At 37.3% G+C, this 15994-nt stretch carries 13 protein-coding genes and 3 pseudogenes; 5 read left to right on the top strand and 11 right to left on the bottom strand.

The features are described 5' to 3' along the window. The first annotated feature begins 28 nt into the window (after positions 1-28). On the top strand, positions 29-550 hold the full coding sequence (locus tag ACFX5U_RS12085; RefSeq protein WP_400260826.1) for an OmpA family protein: 522 nt from the start codon (positions 29-31) through the stop codon (positions 548-550). A gap of 157 nt (positions 551-707) precedes the next feature. Here the strand turns inward: ACFX5U_RS12085 and ACFX5U_RS12080 are convergent, their stop codons facing one another. Both ACFX5U_RS12080 and ACFX5U_RS12075 read right to left on the bottom strand, forming a co-directional pair. Next, positions 708-1412, bottom strand: coding sequence for an AAA family ATPase (locus tag ACFX5U_RS12080; protein WP_400260825.1), 705 nt, complete (start codon positions 1410-1412; stop codon positions 708-710). Positions 1413-1498: 86 nt separating this feature from the next. Beyond that, positions 1499-1684: pseudogene (locus ACFX5U_RS12075) on the bottom strand (GNAT family N-acetyltransferase); the annotation flags it as partial. 70 nt (positions 1685-1754) lie between these two features. Here ACFX5U_RS12075 and ACFX5U_RS12070 point away from each other — a divergent pair. From ACFX5U_RS12070 to trxA, 3 genes and pseudogenes are all read left to right on the top strand, one after another. Beyond that, positions 1755-2084: an aminotransferase class I/II-fold pyridoxal phosphate-dependent enzyme gene (locus ACFX5U_RS12070; protein ID WP_400260824.1), complete on the top strand. Its 330-nt coding sequence runs from the start codon at positions 1755-1757 to the stop codon at positions 2082-2084. Positions 2085-2310: 226 nt separating this feature from the next. After that, positions 2311-6736: pseudogene (gene dnaE / locus ACFX5U_RS12065) on the top strand (DNA polymerase III subunit alpha). 196 nt (positions 6737-6932) lie between these two features. Then, on the top strand, positions 6933-7250 hold the full coding sequence (gene trxA / locus ACFX5U_RS12060; RefSeq protein WP_280567213.1) for a thioredoxin: 318 nt from the start codon (positions 6933-6935) through the stop codon (positions 7248-7250). A 761-nt stretch (positions 7251-8011) separates the two neighbouring features. Here the strand turns inward: trxA and ACFX5U_RS12055 are convergent. The 9 genes and pseudogenes from ACFX5U_RS12055 to ACFX5U_RS12015 form a co-directional block, all read right to left on the bottom strand. Continuing rightward, positions 8012-8522: pseudogene (locus tag ACFX5U_RS12055) on the bottom strand (DUF1345 domain-containing protein). Between the two features lie 149 nt (positions 8523-8671). Then, positions 8672-9490 carry a hypothetical protein gene (locus tag ACFX5U_RS12050; protein ID WP_400260823.1) on the bottom strand — a complete coding sequence of 273 codons (819 nt, stop codon included), beginning with the start codon at positions 9488-9490 and terminating at the stop codon, positions 8672-8674. A gap of 132 nt (positions 9491-9622) precedes the next feature. Beyond that, positions 9623-10615, bottom strand: a complete 993-nt coding sequence (locus ACFX5U_RS12045; RefSeq protein WP_280567220.1) for an LLM class flavin-dependent oxidoreductase — start codon at positions 10613-10615, stop codon at positions 9623-9625. 29 nt (positions 10616-10644) lie between these two features. Further along, positions 10645-11850, bottom strand: coding sequence for a hypothetical protein (locus ACFX5U_RS12040; RefSeq protein ID WP_400260822.1), 1206 nt, complete (start codon positions 11848-11850; stop codon positions 10645-10647). Beyond that, entirely contained in the window at positions 11851-12147 is a 297-nt protein-coding gene (locus tag ACFX5U_RS12035) for a hypothetical protein (RefSeq protein WP_400260821.1), read from the bottom strand. A 49-nt stretch (positions 12148-12196) separates the two neighbouring features. Further along, positions 12197-13114 (bottom strand): aspartate kinase, encoded by a 918-nt coding sequence (locus tag ACFX5U_RS12030; RefSeq protein ID WP_400260820.1) that lies wholly within the window; start codon positions 13112-13114, stop codon positions 12197-12199. Between the two features lie 20 nt (positions 13115-13134). After that, the gene (locus ACFX5U_RS12025; RefSeq protein WP_400260819.1) at positions 13135-13935 is read right to left on the bottom strand and encodes a DUF3298 domain-containing protein; all 801 of its coding nucleotides are present in this window, start codon (positions 13933-13935) and stop codon (positions 13135-13137) included. Positions 13936-13958: 23 nt separating this feature from the next. Then, positions 13959-14411, bottom strand: a complete 453-nt coding sequence (locus ACFX5U_RS12020; RefSeq protein WP_280567232.1) for a GNAT family N-acetyltransferase — start codon at positions 14409-14411, stop codon at positions 13959-13961. Further along, complete coding sequence (locus ACFX5U_RS12015; RefSeq protein WP_038698742.1) at positions 14404-15096, bottom strand: YggS family pyridoxal phosphate-dependent enzyme; 693 nt, start codon at positions 15094-15096, stop codon at positions 14404-14406. The genes ACFX5U_RS12020 and ACFX5U_RS12015 overlap by 8 nt, the downstream gene beginning before the upstream one ends. 73 nt (positions 15097-15169) lie before the next feature. Here ACFX5U_RS12015 and ACFX5U_RS12010 point away from each other — a divergent pair, with 73 nt between their 5' ends. Continuing rightward, a complete protein-coding gene (locus ACFX5U_RS12010; protein ID WP_400260818.1) occupies positions 15170-15982 on the top strand; it encodes a DUF4296 domain-containing protein in 813 nt (270 codons plus the stop codon). Positions 15983-15994: the final 12 nt, after the last annotated feature.

The raw sequence follows: 15994 nt of genomic DNA, 5'->3' as shown, positions 1-15994 counted from the left end.
TTGGCTTTCATAAAAATCTAAACAATCAATGATTAAAAAAATAAATAGTATAGCTGTTGCTGTGCTTTGTTCGCTTTCTATCTTTTCATGTAAACAACAGGCTGTGATCGTTAATCCAGGGGCTGTCGTTAGTATTGATGGTACAGATGATGGTTTGAAAAATGTAAAACGTGATTTTGAAGATGCTACACGGACAAGCGAGGGTATTAAATTTACCATTTCTTCGGATTTACTTTTCCCTACAAACTCTTCTTATTTGACTGAGAAGGCTAAATTGGAATTAAGTAAAGTGGCGACACTTTTGAAGGAAAGTAGCAGTAAAATCCGTGTTGATGGCCATACTGATGCGACAGGAACTGTGGAATATAACCAATGGTTGGCAGAGAAAAGGGCTAATTCGGTAAAGAAATTTTTGACGGATGCTGGTATTTCTGGTGCACGCATTTCCGCTAAGGGTATTGGTCAGACTAAACCTGTAGCTGATAATAAAACACCTGAAGGACGTCAAAGAAATAGACGTGTTGAGGTGGTTATCTTAGATGAAAAATAAGACGATCTAATAACATGATATAAAAGGCTTTCCTCAGGAAGGCCTTTTTTTATGTTCTTATTTTATTGTAGCGCCTTCTGCAATCTCTTTTTTTATTATTCCTCTTGAACTGATATAGAGGTTTTTTAGTATATTATTATGTCTCGTATATCCTAGGTTAATCTCGTTCTAGTTTGGCAATGAGACTGGCTTTGATTTGTGTGTAGGCATGATCTTTGGCCTCAGCATATGAAATATCGTATTTACGTTGAAATTGTTTGATTTCAAGAGGGAACTGTTGACTTAGTTTATCGTAATATTTGTCAAGTTCTGTGTGAGTCGGCAAGTTGTAGCTGATTTGCAATTGAAACCTACGTAACAGCGCTTTGTCGATAATTTCCGCATGGTTGGTTGCAGCAATCAATAGGGCTGTTTGAGGAAGATAGTCGATGAGCTGGATCAACGTGTTGACCAAGCGTCTCATTTCACCCACATCCTTGTCGTCGTTGCCCCTTGCTTTGGCAATTTGATCAAATTCATCTAAAAAAAGAACGGATCGCTCACGTCCTGCCTTATCAAATACCTGTTTGATATTTTGTGATGTTTCTCCAATGCGCGCAGAAACTATCGTGCTGAGGTTGAGGATCAAGATTGGCTTGTCTAGTGCTTGGGCAATGGCCTTGGCAGTGGTGGTCTTCCCGCATCCAGAACTACCATGTAATAAGACTTTATTGTTTACTGGAAGTCCATACTGAAGGAGTTCGGTGCTATAGATGTGCTCTTTTATCAATTGCTGAATGGCCTCTTGATTTTCAGTGTGGAGGAAAATATCAGCCAGTTCGGTTTGTTCTTTTTTGTTGATGATTAGATCAGAAATATTCATGGTGGCAATTTATTAATTTTTCGGATATTTTCGGGAATACATAGTGGAAGAATGACGAACGCTTTACGTCCGCCACCCACCATAGGTTATTTCCACCAATGATAGTAATTGTGCTGGCCATCATATTCGAATCCACATCGCGGGTACAATCTATTACCCACATCATTTGTTTTTTCGGTTTCCAACATCAATCCACATGCATCGGTCTCATCGCACCAAAGTTTATTGCGACCGATCAAAGCAATGGATAGTCCCTGACCACGGTAATCGGGATGCGTACCACACGATCATTATCTGACAACGGCGACCTTGACTGTTGAGTGAAGTTTGAAATTATTGGCTTTGGCTGAGTTGATCAAGGAGGGAGATCTGAAGCGGCACTTGAAGAAAGCGAAGAAATGCTACCATCAAAGACGCGACTATCTTGATTTGTTATTGCAAAAACAGCTGGGGGATTATCTTACATATGACCTGCCTTCTGGAGGCATGGCTATATGGTTGATATTGAGACCTGAATTTTCAATTGAGAAATTGCAGCTTAATCGTTCATTGAAAATTGCTCGAATAGCTGTCGAACAGAATGCTTTTCGTTTTGGCTTCGCCTCTTTAACGGAAGATGAATTAAACCGTGCTGTTTCAGAGCTCAATAAAGCTTTTAAAAAAATGGAATAAGCTCGTAGTCATGATGATGTATTTGGAATTGATAAATACCAAAGAATTGATGGTCGTAATCCGAAAAAATATAGCGTGCAATTTTTTTAAAAATGACGCATTTTCCAGTTTAAGTGAGGAATAATTTTGTAAATTAGTAGACTTTTGAAAATAGCAATTTAGTGTTATTTTTGTGGTTGTTATGGCTTGATTTTTAGCTGTTTAGAAAAGGATAAAAGAAGAAGGTATGTACATTATATTTGATACGGAAACAACAGGATTGCCCAAACGTTGGGATGCGCCGATTACAGATACTGATAATTGGCCGAGATGTATTCAAATAGCTTGGCAGTTGCACGACGATATGGGTAACCTGCTGGAGCATGAGGATTACTTGATTAAACCAGATGGTTATAATATTCCTTACGATTCCGAGAAAATTCATGGTATATCGACTGAATTGGCTGCCGAACAGGGTGTTCCAATTCAAGACGTATTAGTGAAATTCAATGCTGCATTGGCAAAAGCTAAGTTTGTAGTGGGGCAAAATATTGGTTTTGACCTCAATATCATGGGCTGTGAGTTTTATCGCTATGATGTCGAGTCGCCAATGGGTGATATGGCTATTTTGGATACTTGTACGGAAGTAACTGCAGGCTTACTGCAATTACCTGGAGGTCGTGGTGGTCGGTTTAAATTGCCTAATTTAACGGAACTCCATTCTTACCTTTTTGGTGTGCCTTTTGCCGAAGCGCACAACGCTACGGCCGATGTGGAGGCAACAACTCGTTGTTTCTTCGAATTGGTAAGGAGAGAAGTTTTTACCCTTGATCAGTTACAGGCGGATACAGGTTATTTTGTTGATTTTAAGCAAAATAATCCTATTGTAATCCCAACTGTCGGATTGAAGCATGTGAATCTAAAAGCAGCTTCAGATGAAATCCGCAAACGTAATAAACCAAGTGGTGAGCAAAATATCGTCATCGACCATGATGTGCTGAACGATTTTGAAAATGCAGATTTTGCGCATTTGCATAATCACTCTCAATTTTCGGTGCTTCAATCTACAATCTCTATTGCTAATCTGGTAGATACAGCTGCTAAATACCGGATGCCTGCTGTTGCGCTAACAGATCATGGTAATATGATGGGTGCATTTCACTTTGTGTCCAAGGTTGGTGATCATAATAAGGCTGCGAAAGCTAAAAATGAAGAGTTAGAAGCTGCTGGAGAGAGTCCTACTGAGAAGATAATCAAGCCTATTGTTGGCTGTGAGTTTTTCGTATGTGACGACCACTTTGACAAGAAGAGAAAAGATAACGGTTATCAGATTGTCTTTTTGGCTAAGAATAAAAAAGGTTATCATAATCTCGCAAAGATGGCATCTGTAGCCTATACGGAGGGCTTTTATTATGTACCCCGTATCGATAGAAAGGTCGTTGAACAATATAAGGAGGATTTAATCGTCTTGTCGGGTAATTTACAAGGTGAGGTGCCAAATAAGGTGCTCAATATTGGTGAAAATCAAGCTGAGGAAGCTTTGCTTTGGTGGAAAGAGCAATTTGGATCTGATTTTTACATGGAATTGATGCGCCATGGTCAGGAGGATGAGGATCGGGTAAATACGACATTGATTAGTTTGGCACGCAAGCATGATGTGAAATTGATTGCGACCAATAATACTTATTATATCAACCAAGCGGATGCACATGCGCATGATATTTTGTTGTGCGTGAAAGACGGTGAAAAGTTAAGTACACCAAAGGGTCGTGGTCGTGGATTTCGTTTTGGATTGCCTAATCAAGAATATTACTTCAAACCTGCTGCAGAAATGAAGAAAATATTTAAAGATGTGCCCGAAGCTATCATCAATATTCAAGATATCGTTGACAAGATTGAGATCTTTACTTTATATCGCGATGTTTTATTGCCTGCATTTGATATTCCTGTGGAGTTTCAGTTTGAAGAGGATCAACAGGACAAAGGTAAAAGGGGAGAAAATAAATACTTAAGGTATCTGACGCTTGAGGGTGCTAAACGCCGTTATAAGGACGGTGTGACCGATGCTATTATGGAGCGCTTGGACTTTGAGTTGACTGTTATTGAAAAGACAGGTTATCCTGGTTATTTCTTAATTGTACAGGATTTTATTGCAGAAGCGCGCAGAATGGGGGTCTCCGTTGGGCCTGGGCGTGGTTTCCGCAGCGGGTTCTGCTGTTGCTTATTGTTTAGGTATTACCAATTTAGATCCTATTCAGTATGATTTGCTATTTGAGCGCTTCTTAAATCCGGATCGTGTTTCAATGCCCGATATCGATATTGACTTTGACGATGAGGGACGTGGACGTGTGATGCAGTATGTTATTGATAAATATGGTGCGTCACAAGTTGCCCAAATTATCACCTATGGTACAATGGCTGCGAAATCTTCTATAAAGGATACCGCGCGGGTATTGGACTTACCTTTACAAGAGGCTAATGAAATTGCTAAATTGATTCCAAACCTGAAATTGGCCAAGATCTTTAATATGGATGAAAAGGCTTTGAAAGAAACGTTGCGTGCGGATGAATTGGAGGCTGTCAATCGTTTAATAGCCATATCTGAAGGTGCTGGTCTAGAAGCTGAAACCATTAAACAGGCGCGTGTATTGGAGGGGTCAATGCGTAATACTGGAATCCATGCTTGTGGGGTTATCATCACTCCGGATGACATCACGAATTTTGTTCCGGTTTCGTTGGCAAAAGACTCGGATCTGTATGTGACGCAGTTTGATAACTCGGTTGTTGAGTCTGCAGGATTGCTGAAAATGGATTTTTTGGGTTTGAAAACGTTGACCTTGATTAAGGATACGGTTGCAAATGTTAAGCTGAGCAATGGGCTCGAGTTAGATCCGGATGAGTTTCCAATCGATGATTTGTTGACTTACGAGTTATTCCAAAGGGGAGAAACTGTCGGAGTGTTTCAGTATGAGTCACCTGGTATGCAGAAACATATGAAGGATTTGAAACCTACTGTTTTTGCAGATTTAATCGCGATGAATGCGCTTTATAGACCCGGTCCAATGGAGAATATCCCGAGTTTTATTAAGCGTAAGCACGGTACGGAACCTATTGTATATGATTTGGATGCTTGCGAAGAGTATCTGCAAGAGACTTACGGTATTAGTGTGTACCAAGAGCAGGTAATGCTCCTTTCGCAAAAATTAGCGGGATTTTCTAAAGGTGATGCCGACGTTTTACGTAAGGCCATGGGTAAAAAGCAAAAGGCTGTCTTGGATAAGATGAAGCCGAAGTTTATTGCCCAAGCAGAGGAAAAAGGCCATAATCCGAAAGTTCTGGAAAAAATCTGGACCGACTGGGAGGCATTTGCAAGTTACGCCTTTAATAAGTCGCACTCTACCTGTTATGCATGGATCGCTTATCAAACGGCTTATTTGAAAGCACATTTTCCAGCTGAATATATGGCAGCTGTACTTTCTAATAACATGAACGATATTAAGCAGGTCACCTTCTTTATGGAGGAGTGTAAGCGAATGGGATTGGAAGTATTGGCCCCGGATGTAAATGAGTCCCACTATAAGTTTACGGTGAACGACCGTGGTGCAATTCGATTTGGGATGGGTGCTGTAAAAGGTGTTGGGGCAGGAGCAGTAGATACCATTGTACAGACGCGTGCTTCAGGACCTTATAAATCAGTTTTTGATTTAGCAAAACGTATCGATCTACGTGCAGCCAATAAAAAAGCATTTGAGAGTTTGGCTTATGCCGGTGGTTTTGATGGTTTTCAAAATATGCATCGTGCGCAATATTTCCATGCAGAGGATAACTCGACCGGATTGGAGAAGGCAATCAAATTTGCGCAGCGTTTTAAAGAAAATGAAAATTCTGCTCAAGCGAGCTTATTTGGAGGGGAGGGAATGGCAGATCTTCCGGAACCTGTTTTGATGTCGTGTCCACCTTGGGGTCTTATCGAGAAGTTGAAATACGAGAAAGAAGTGATTGGTATTTACCTGACGAGTCATCCTTTGGATAATTATAAATTTGAAATCAAGCATTTCTGTCAGAATAAAGTGAGTGATCTGCAATTGATCAATAAGGTGAAAGCTTCTGAAGTGGAGGAGGATGTTCTGTTAGATTTTAATCGGATCAAAAATAAAGAAGTTGTCATTGGGGGGATTATTGCACTCGCGAATCATCGAATAGCGAAGTCTGGAAAACCTTTTGGCTCATTTATCATTGAGGATTACTCTGATTCTTATGAAATTATGGTATTTGGTGAGGATTATGTGAAGTTTAAAGGCTATTTGGAGGAAGGCTATTTTGTTCAACTTCGTGGTTTGGTGCAGGAGCGATTTAAACAGGTGGGTAACTGGGGTTTTGAGATTAAGGCCATTCAGCTATTGTCGGATTTAAGGGAAAAAATGGCGAAAATTTTCACGATAAATATAGCGCTCCCAGCATTGAATGATATCTTTTTAGAAGAGATGAAACAAGTGTTGGATGCAAATGAAATTGAGGGTGTTGTACCTAATTGTCAACTGCGTTTCAAAATTTTCGACCCACAGGATGAAATTTCAATTGAAATGCCATCCAAATTGAAACGTATCAATTTGACAAATGAATTTTTAGATGCGATTGAGCGGTTTGAAGGGGTAAATTATCGATTGAATTAAATGTTGTCGATTTAAGATTACGGACATCTTTTTTAGATCTCCTTTTTCATAATAGTTCTTGATGGTAGAGAAGAAATCGATAAAATTGTTTATTTATGACACAATTACAATGGTAAATAAAACAATTTTATCTAAGTTTGTTTTATAAATGAGTAAATAATATTTATCAAATAACTTCGGTTAAAAAAATAAGAGTATGGCTTTAGAAATTACAGATAGCAACTTTGAAGAAGTTGTATTGAAATCGGAAAAACCAGTATTAGTTGACTTTTGGGCAGAATGGTGTGGTCCATGTCGTATGGTAGGTCCAATTGTAGAAGAATTGGCAAATGATTACGGTGATAAAGCGGTAATCGGTAAAGTAAACGTGGATGAAAATCCAGAAATATCGGTTCGTTTCGGTATCCGTAACATTCCTGCTTTATTATTCTTCAAAAATGGTGAAATTGTTGATAAACAGATTGGCGCAGTGCCTAAATCGGTTTTAGCTGAAAAATTAGATAAACAAATGTAGTTTTTCTTATATATTTTACAAAAAGGGGGTAAATTTTATATTTACCCCCTTTTTTTTGGCTATTTATTTTATCATATGTGCATATTTTATATTTTTATTTGATTTATTTGAATGTTTTGTTTGTTTTTTTTAATAATTATAGAAATAGTAGTTGGTAATTACACAAATTTTACCTTAATTTGGTTATTGATTTAAAAATAGAAATAATATATGATGTTAATTTGATATTTATTTCAGTTTTTGGTTATTATTTTTAAGTTTAGTTCTTTTTTTTGCGATAAATTATAAATAATGATATTTTTTAATATTTATGTTTGATTTTATAGTATTTTTTAATATTTATACATGAAATTACACTTGTTTTTATGGAATATCACTTTTTTCATCTCCATTTATGGAGTATGATGGTTATATCGTATTATATTTGATTGTTCGCTCATTTTTTATGGAAAGTTCTGTTAAAACTTTCCATAAATGAAATGATTATAATCTTCAGAAGCACGTGGTGCAACTTGGAGCATTATTTATAAGATTTCCTTTCAATTTCCCTTTCAATTCTGAAACGCACAACATCGCTCGATGTGTGCGTTTCTTATATGTGTTAGAATTTATATAAGTTTATTGGTCTCTTCTTTATGGTTGGAATACAATAGCGTATATTGTTGTTTTATTCGGAGTATAGAAAGTTGGTTTTTCATTAACATGTTTACTTTATCATAAGTGAGCCTATGTTTAGCAGAAGGCGGTATATGGCAAACTTTTTAGTGTATCAGGCCTGAAATGATGTTGATGGTGAGCGCTACTACAAATGTATTGAGTGCAAATGCAAGTAGACCATGGAATAAAACAACTCTTCTGATCTTTCGAGATGATACCTCGACATCTGATACTTGGAATGTACAGCCAAGTACAAATGAGAAATAGGCAAAATCTACATAGTCAGGTTTTTCACTTCCGGGGAAATCCAAGCCTTTTCCAGGGGAGCCTTCGGCATAGAATAAATGAGCATAATGAAAAACATAGGTGGTATGGACTAGAAACCAAGAGCTGATGATGCTCATAACGCAGATACCAATGCTAAGCCCTTTGGACATGTCGGTTTCTAGTATCTGCTATAATAATGAGAAGTACGGCAAATAAGCAAGTGAAACTAGCCAAAAGTATGAATATGGTAACAAATAAGCGGCTACCATCTTCAGAAGCGGCTTTTTTAATAATCTGAGTCACGGGCATCTGGTAAAAGATATACCAGGACAAGGCGCTGTAGCTCATACAGAAGGTTATCCAAAAAAGTAGCGTAGTCATGATTAGATTGATTCCGTACCAGCTGCTGATGGCTACTGTAACTAGGCTGATGGTAAATGAAATTAGGCTTTTTTGAATCGGTGTAAAATCCTGAATTTTATTTTTCAATTTCATGGTTAACAATCAAATTGTACATTCTGTTGGAAGCTGCTCTTCTCGATATCATTATTATTTATCTGAGAAGATAGGATCAGCCTGATACTGTTTTCTTCGTAATCAGTAGGGTCGGAGATAATAAAGTCAAGTTTTCCATCGCGATCGATGTCGCCTACAAACAAAGTTTTGATAAAAGTATCGTTGAATTGCTCGACTTGAAGCATGTTGGCTTCTGTAGATTCATTATGGGAATAGGTGAGTTTATAATTTTTAACATCGTGAAATATTTCTTCGTGACCTTTGTCATTGGTCTGTACCTGTGTACTGGTAATATCTCCATAGCCTTTCAATTGATACTTCTGGCTATTGAAATTATATATTACACTTTCCCCAGGCCAAACTTCTGCTTGGATTATTTTTAGGTGGTCGACTTCTCCAGATTTTAAAAAAGGGAAATTGAGGAATAGGATCGAATTCCGTTTTGAAACTACAGTTTTGGTTTCAACTTCTGCACACTCATTATAGCCATCTTCAATCTTATAATCTATGGGCGCTAAATGATAATGCCCATTTTCTTCGTATAGATCAAGCCAATTCTCATCTAATATTTTGCTTGGATCTTCCATGCCTTCAAAAATACGGTAAGTATCAATCATGAAAATGGATGGACTTAAATTGGTAGCCGATGGTTTGTCACCAACGGCTAGTCCTTGACTTGAGCTATCAATGGATGGGCTTGCAACGCTATCTAATGCGGCATGTTGTCTGACTTGGGTATTTTGTTGACAAGATTGAAAAGTCAGGACAAAAAATAGGATTGGAAGGCTTATATATTTCATCGTGCATTATATTATATAATAAACATAGATAAATTTGCTTAGATACGCAATATAATTGCGAGGATATAAAAGTAAATTGACTCTATGTAGTAACCATTTATAAATTATAATGCACGATGTAAGTTTAACTTTCTAATCAGTCAATGCTTCTTTTAATAAGGTAAATGACTCAAGGCATTTTTCATCATCATAAATATACGATATGACCATAAGTTCGTCAATTTGGAGTTCTTCGATGAAAGGCTCCAATTGTCTTCTGATAGTTTCTTTGTTGCCAATAAAACTACAGGCAAGCATATTGTCTGCCGCTTGTTCAATGCTCGGAATACCTTTGTATATGACTTCGAAAGTGGGTGGTGATAAAGGCGCTCTCGTGTTGGTCAAGATGCCTGCAAATAGATTTTTGACACTGGTAGATTGTAATTGCGCTTCTTCGTTTGTTTTGGCAGCAATAACATTGACACAAACGATGAAATATGGAGCAGAAAGCGTTTCCGAAGGTTGGAAGTTCTGATGGTAGATTGCACTAGCCTGGGCTAGCTGCGCTGGCGCAAAATGCGCGGCAAATGCGTAAGGTAGACCTAAGCTAGCAGCTAAATAGGCACTATCTGTACTTGAACCCAGTATATAAAGGGGAACGTTTAAACCTTCGGCAGGAAAAGCACGCACTTTAGCATCAGCATTGTCATCGCTGAAGTATTGTTGCAATGCTGCTACGTCTTGTGGAAATTGGTAAGCTGTATTGAAATTGTTCCGACGTAAAGCCATTGCTGTTTCTTGATCCGTCCCCGGGGCTCTTCCTAAGCCCAAGTCGATGCGATTTGGAAACAAGGTCTCTAAAGTGCCGAATTGTTCTGCAATGACCAATGGAGAATGATTGGGCAACATGATACCGCCTGAACCGACACGGATCGTTTTGGTATTGGCTGCGATATGTTGAATAATCAAAGAAGTAGCCGAACTGGCGATATATTCCATGTTATGGTGTTCAGCTACCCAAATTCTCTTATATCCAATCTTCTCAATATGTTGCGCTATTGTAATTGTTCTGTTGTATGCTTCTGATGTTGTGCAACCTTTTTTGATTGGCGCAAGATCTAAAGCTGATAAAGCAATATTTCTCATATTTTAAAATTATGCTTTATTTTAGAAAACTATGTAATGCTATTGTCGATTTCATATTTTCGTGTCGCATGGATGACAATTAAGGTGCCGGTAGCATCTGTAGTAAAGAAACTGTGCTTCATACCCCCATCTGCAATTTTAAATTTCTTTTTCAGAACTTCTGTTTTTAAAGGGAAATTTTTAGCTACTGCATTGGTCTTAATCTTCTCTTTTGATTTTTTGAAGTTTGTAAATGGTATGACTTCGGTGATGTCGTAGATCTTGCCTAAAAAATCTGGTCTATACCTATTTGATGTATAGAGGTGTGTATGCTGATGTAGTTTTTTGAGGTCAAATGCTGCTGCTGTACTTTTGAAAGCACCGGCTTTGGTTAGGCATACATCAGGTTCGTATAGGTACTGTAAAGGTGTGGAGTAATCAACTGTTGTTGCAGACTCGAGCTGTTGGTTAAAGGTAAACTTTTGAACGTTATCACCAAAAATACGTACTGCGGTAATATCAGGTTGTCCGGAAAATTCTTTTTCTTGAATGAACAAGAGCTCTTTGCAGTCGTTGTTCAGACTGATTACGTATATTCCGCTGACATGTTCCAATTCGGAAAGTGCTGCAGTAATATCTAAAAGAGGAGCGACCTTAGTTATGATATGCGATGCTTTTTCTAAGAATGATTTCTGCAGCTTAACGATATTAGGCTCACAGTCACTAAGCATGAAGACTTTTTGATGGGCAACTCTTCGAGATGGGTCTATGTAAATGTAGTCTACTTTAAGGTCTTTTTTTTCAGCAATATAGCCAACTCCATCCGAAGCGATAACTTCGATATTTCCAGCATTTAATTGGGTCGCATTGTATTGCGATATGGTTGCTAAAGTACTGTTGATCTCGCAAGATATCACTTTCGTTGCTTTTTTTGAAAAGTAATAATCATCGACACCGAAACCACTGGTGATATCAATCAATGTGCTACCTTTTGTGATTAAAGATGCTTTAAATTGCGCTGTTTTTTCCGAAGAGCATTGCTCTAAATTCAATTTGTCAGGGTAGTAAATGGTTGCAGTTTCAGCCCATAAGGGTATTTTTTTTCGACACCTTTGCTTCCCGTCTATTTGTGAAGCGAGCTCGGAGGATGTAATTCCTTCAAAAGGAGATTTTTTTAATGCAAGCTGAGCGGAAGATTCATCTTCATGTTGATTTATAAAATCTTGAACTTCCTTTTGAAGGATACGTGTATTCATCTATATTTTTTTTACGAGTAGCTGGCAGGTGTATGTATCTTTAAGCTCACTGATGACTTCTTTATTAATCAATACACGATTGATTGTTTCTTGGTTGTAATATCGGATTGTGATCAATTCCAGACCAGTTTCAATATTGACTTTGAACTTTTTCTTGAGTTCTTCCAATACATCGATCAGGTTTTGGCCGGTATCATCTACAGCAACTGAGAAATTGATGGCACTGTTGTGCATCATATTGATCTTGATCCGAAATTGGTGGAATAGATTGAAAATATCCCGGAGATTATCTTCCACAATAAATGAAAAGTCACGCGGTGATATCGATACCAAGATCTGATTGACTTTAAAGATAAAGGATGGGACAGGTAGTGAAGCATTTGTGCTCTTGATTTTTGTACCCGGTAGTTTCCGGATTCAAAAATGAACGAACATTGAGCTGTATATTTTTATTTTGGAGTGGTTTTATCGTTTTTGGATGTATTACCGTTGCTCCATAGTAAGTCAGTTCAATGGCATCCGTGTATGATAGCTCGGGTATCAATTCTGTTTTTTCAAACCATTTTGGGTCAGCGTTCAATACGCCAGGAACGTCTTTCCAGATGGTGACATATTCGGCATTCAAGCAAGATGCAAAAATAGCTGCTGAATAGTCTGAGCCTTCTCGCCCAAGAGTAGTGGTGAAATTTTCAGATGTAGAGCCTATAAAGCCTTGTGTGACAGCAATATATTCATCCAATATTGAGGGGATTTCTGTTCGAATAATTTCCTCGGTTTTTTCCCAGTTCACTTGTGCTTCTGTATAGGTATTGTCGGTCATGATATAATTACGCGCATCTAACCATTTGGATTTTTCTCCGATATGATGTAAGTATGCTGCAAGTATTTTAGACGAAACAAGTTCTCCTGTAGAAACAATCTGATCGAATAAATAATCAAAGGGATCTTGTGGATCTTCTTCAAGTATCCATTCAATTTCTACAAAACAGTTGGCAATTTCATCAAAAATAGGATGATTATGATCATCAAATAAATCAGATAAAATGTTGAAATGAAATGCTTTGGCCTTTTCTAGAATTTCAAACGCTTTACCTGTATGATGGTAATACGCTTTTGTAACTTCTTCTAACAAATTGGTTGTTTTTCCCATGGCCGAAACTACGACCAATAGTGCGTCAACTTTATAGTTAGAAATAATATGTGCTGAATTTTTTACACTTTCAGCATCTTTGACTGATGCGCCACCAAATTTAAAAACTTGCATCGATTTGTTGAGGTTGATTGCTAATTAATACTGTTGATATATTCTAATCCCTTATTTGAAATCAAGTGTTTGATATCCGTATAGGGGACTTGTAAGGTTGTGTTACCTCCAGAGTAAGGTTTGATTTCATAAACATTGTAATAGAACAATAGGCCTTCTTTGTTTAAGGCAAAATTATTGGCAAGCGTAAACTTACCTCCTTCAAAAAAGAACTTATCGTTTAAGGATTCGGTTTCAGATAACTTTTCCGATTTTCGAAAATACCCTTCAGCAATTTTAATCAATTCTTTCTGGTTTTGGGGGGCAACGATATCCGCTAATGTTATCTTTTGATCCGTATGGATGTCAAAATGATTGAATAGGGTAAAGTGATCACCGTGTGCTCCGCCAGTATATTCAGATTGATTGGTGCTAATACTGATAAATTTAGGTGTGTTTTGGTATACGTTAGCTTGTAAATTGCGAAACCATGTTGATGAAGATTGTCCATTGTTTTCTTCTACATATTCATCATATGCATCTACAAACCTTTTCGCAGCCACACTGATTAGAGAGTCACCATCTAAATTAATGGATGTACTCAACAATGTATTGATCAGTGTGTCTTTAAATTGCGGATACTGTGCCTTAAAATAGGTAGTGTCTATTTTTTCGCCATCTTTCATGAAAAATTTACTATACCTATGCACCTCTTTCATGTCATAATGAAGGGTATCTCCACTCATTGCTTCTTGGATTTTTGATGTATGTTCATTGGTACATGAAGTACTGCTGAACAAAGCAAAAATCACATATAGGTTTAAATAGTATTTTGGTTTCATTAAACTTAACCGTCCTTTTCTCTTTAATATGTTATCGATACATTAATCCATTCGGCATCGAAATCAGCTTTATATTTTTTATAAAATTGAATAGCAGGTTCATTCCAGTCTAACACCTGCCAAACCATGCCCTGATATCCTTTTGATTTACCAAAATTAAGAGTTTCTTCGAAAAGTTGTTTGCCAATTCCATAGCCACGCATACTTTCTGTCACAATTAGATCTTCAAGATAAAGTCTTCTTCCTTTCCAAGTGGAATAACGAATGTAATATAGTGAAATTCCGACAATTTTCCCATCTAATTCTGCAACAAAAGCTCCCCAAATAGGATTTTCTCCAAAACCTGCATCGATAAACTCTTGCATTGAGACAGTTACGGCATCTGGTGCTTTTTCTAAAATTGCAAGCTCGCGGATTAAATCTAACATCGCAGGGCAGTCAGCCTCTACAGCATATCTAATAATAGCTTTAGTCATTGTTTTTTAAATGTTTTATTACACGTTTACCAAAAATAGTACTTCCAAGTCTAACCATTGTAGAGCCTTTTTCTATTGCTAATTTGTAATCCGATGACATGCCCATGGATAGGGTGTCGAAATTTTCATTTTTGCGATAGAAACTTGCCTTGATACCATCATAAAGAGATTTCAATTCATAAAATTCTTCTTTTATTTCTTTTTCGTTCTCGGTATTCGTGGCTATACCCATTAATCCACGGATATTGATGTGTTTTAAAGCCAAAAACTCTTCGTCGCGTAACATTTCAACCAATTCGATATGATCAAAACCAAACTTCGTATCTTCTTCAGCAATATCAACCTGCAATAAGCAATCAATCGTACGTTTGTTTTTAGCTGCTTGTTTATCTATTTCTTTTAATAGTTTGAAAGAATCAACTGAGTGGATCAAAGTGACAAATGGTGCTATATATTTTACTTTGTTCGATTGAAGGTGGCCAATGAGGTGCCATTCAATGTCTTTCGGTAGGGATTCGTATTTTTCAACAAGCTCTTGAACTAGATTTTCACCAAAAACACGCTGCCCAGCTTCATAGGCTTTCATGATATCTTCATTTGGTTTTGTCTTTGATACAGCGACTAGCTGAACGCCCAGCGCCTTAACTTCTAAATTAATCGCTTCTAGGTTACTTGCAATACTCATGATAATTGTATATTTAAGAATTCAAAGGGTGACAAATGTCAGGCCTTTTTATAAATTTGTACAAAATTACGAAATGCAACGATTAATACTGAATGTACTTACGCTGATTTTTTTATTTGTTTCTTGTAAAAGTACGAATGAGAAAGATATTATTCCAAAAAAGGATTTTGTGAAGGTCTTAACGGAGATTTATACTACTGATGCTTATCTGTCAACTTTAAGTCAGGATAGTGCTAAGCGTGTTATTTTTTCGCTATATGACCACACTTTCAAAAAATATGCGTTAGATTCTACAAGTTTCAAGGAGAATTTGTCATTTTATGCGAGCGATGCCGAATCGATGGATAAAATATACGATGAAGTGGGGAAGAATCTAAAAAAGATGAATGAGGGCTATATGAAAATCGAAAAGGAGAAGAACGACGCCATACGCAGGAAAGATTCTATTCAAAATGCTTCTATTCAAGATAGCTTATTGCGGGTCCGCAACTGGGTGGAACTATATGAATTTCAGAAAAAAATGATTTTGAATTATAAACCGGATAGTGTTCGCTTTGATTATAAAAAGGCAGTCCGTGTGTTTTTTGAAGGAACAGGGTTAAAAGGAGGGTATAATTTGGGTACATTTTTGATGAAGGCAGACAGCCTATATGCGAGTCCGAAATTGGATTCAACAGCTGTTGTTAAAGCTGATTCGATAGCTGTTTCAAAAATTGAAAATAAATCTACGAATAGGGCCAAGGAAGGAGATAAGATGCCACTAAAAGAAGCGCCAAAACCAAGGTCGAATGAGAAAGAGGTTAAAAAATCTAGTAATCCTCCCATTTTATTGGATAGAAATAACGGCAATAGGCTGAATTCATTAGATGCTAAGCCGGTTAAATAATACGAATATAAA

The organism is Sphingobacterium sp. SG20118 (genome assembly GCF_044740685.1).
Classification (GTDB): Bacteria; Bacteroidota; Bacteroidia; order Sphingobacteriales; family Sphingobacteriaceae; genus Sphingobacterium.
The sequence above is the reverse complement of the archived record's forward strand: the minus strand, read 5'-3'. Positions and strand labels throughout refer to the sequence as shown.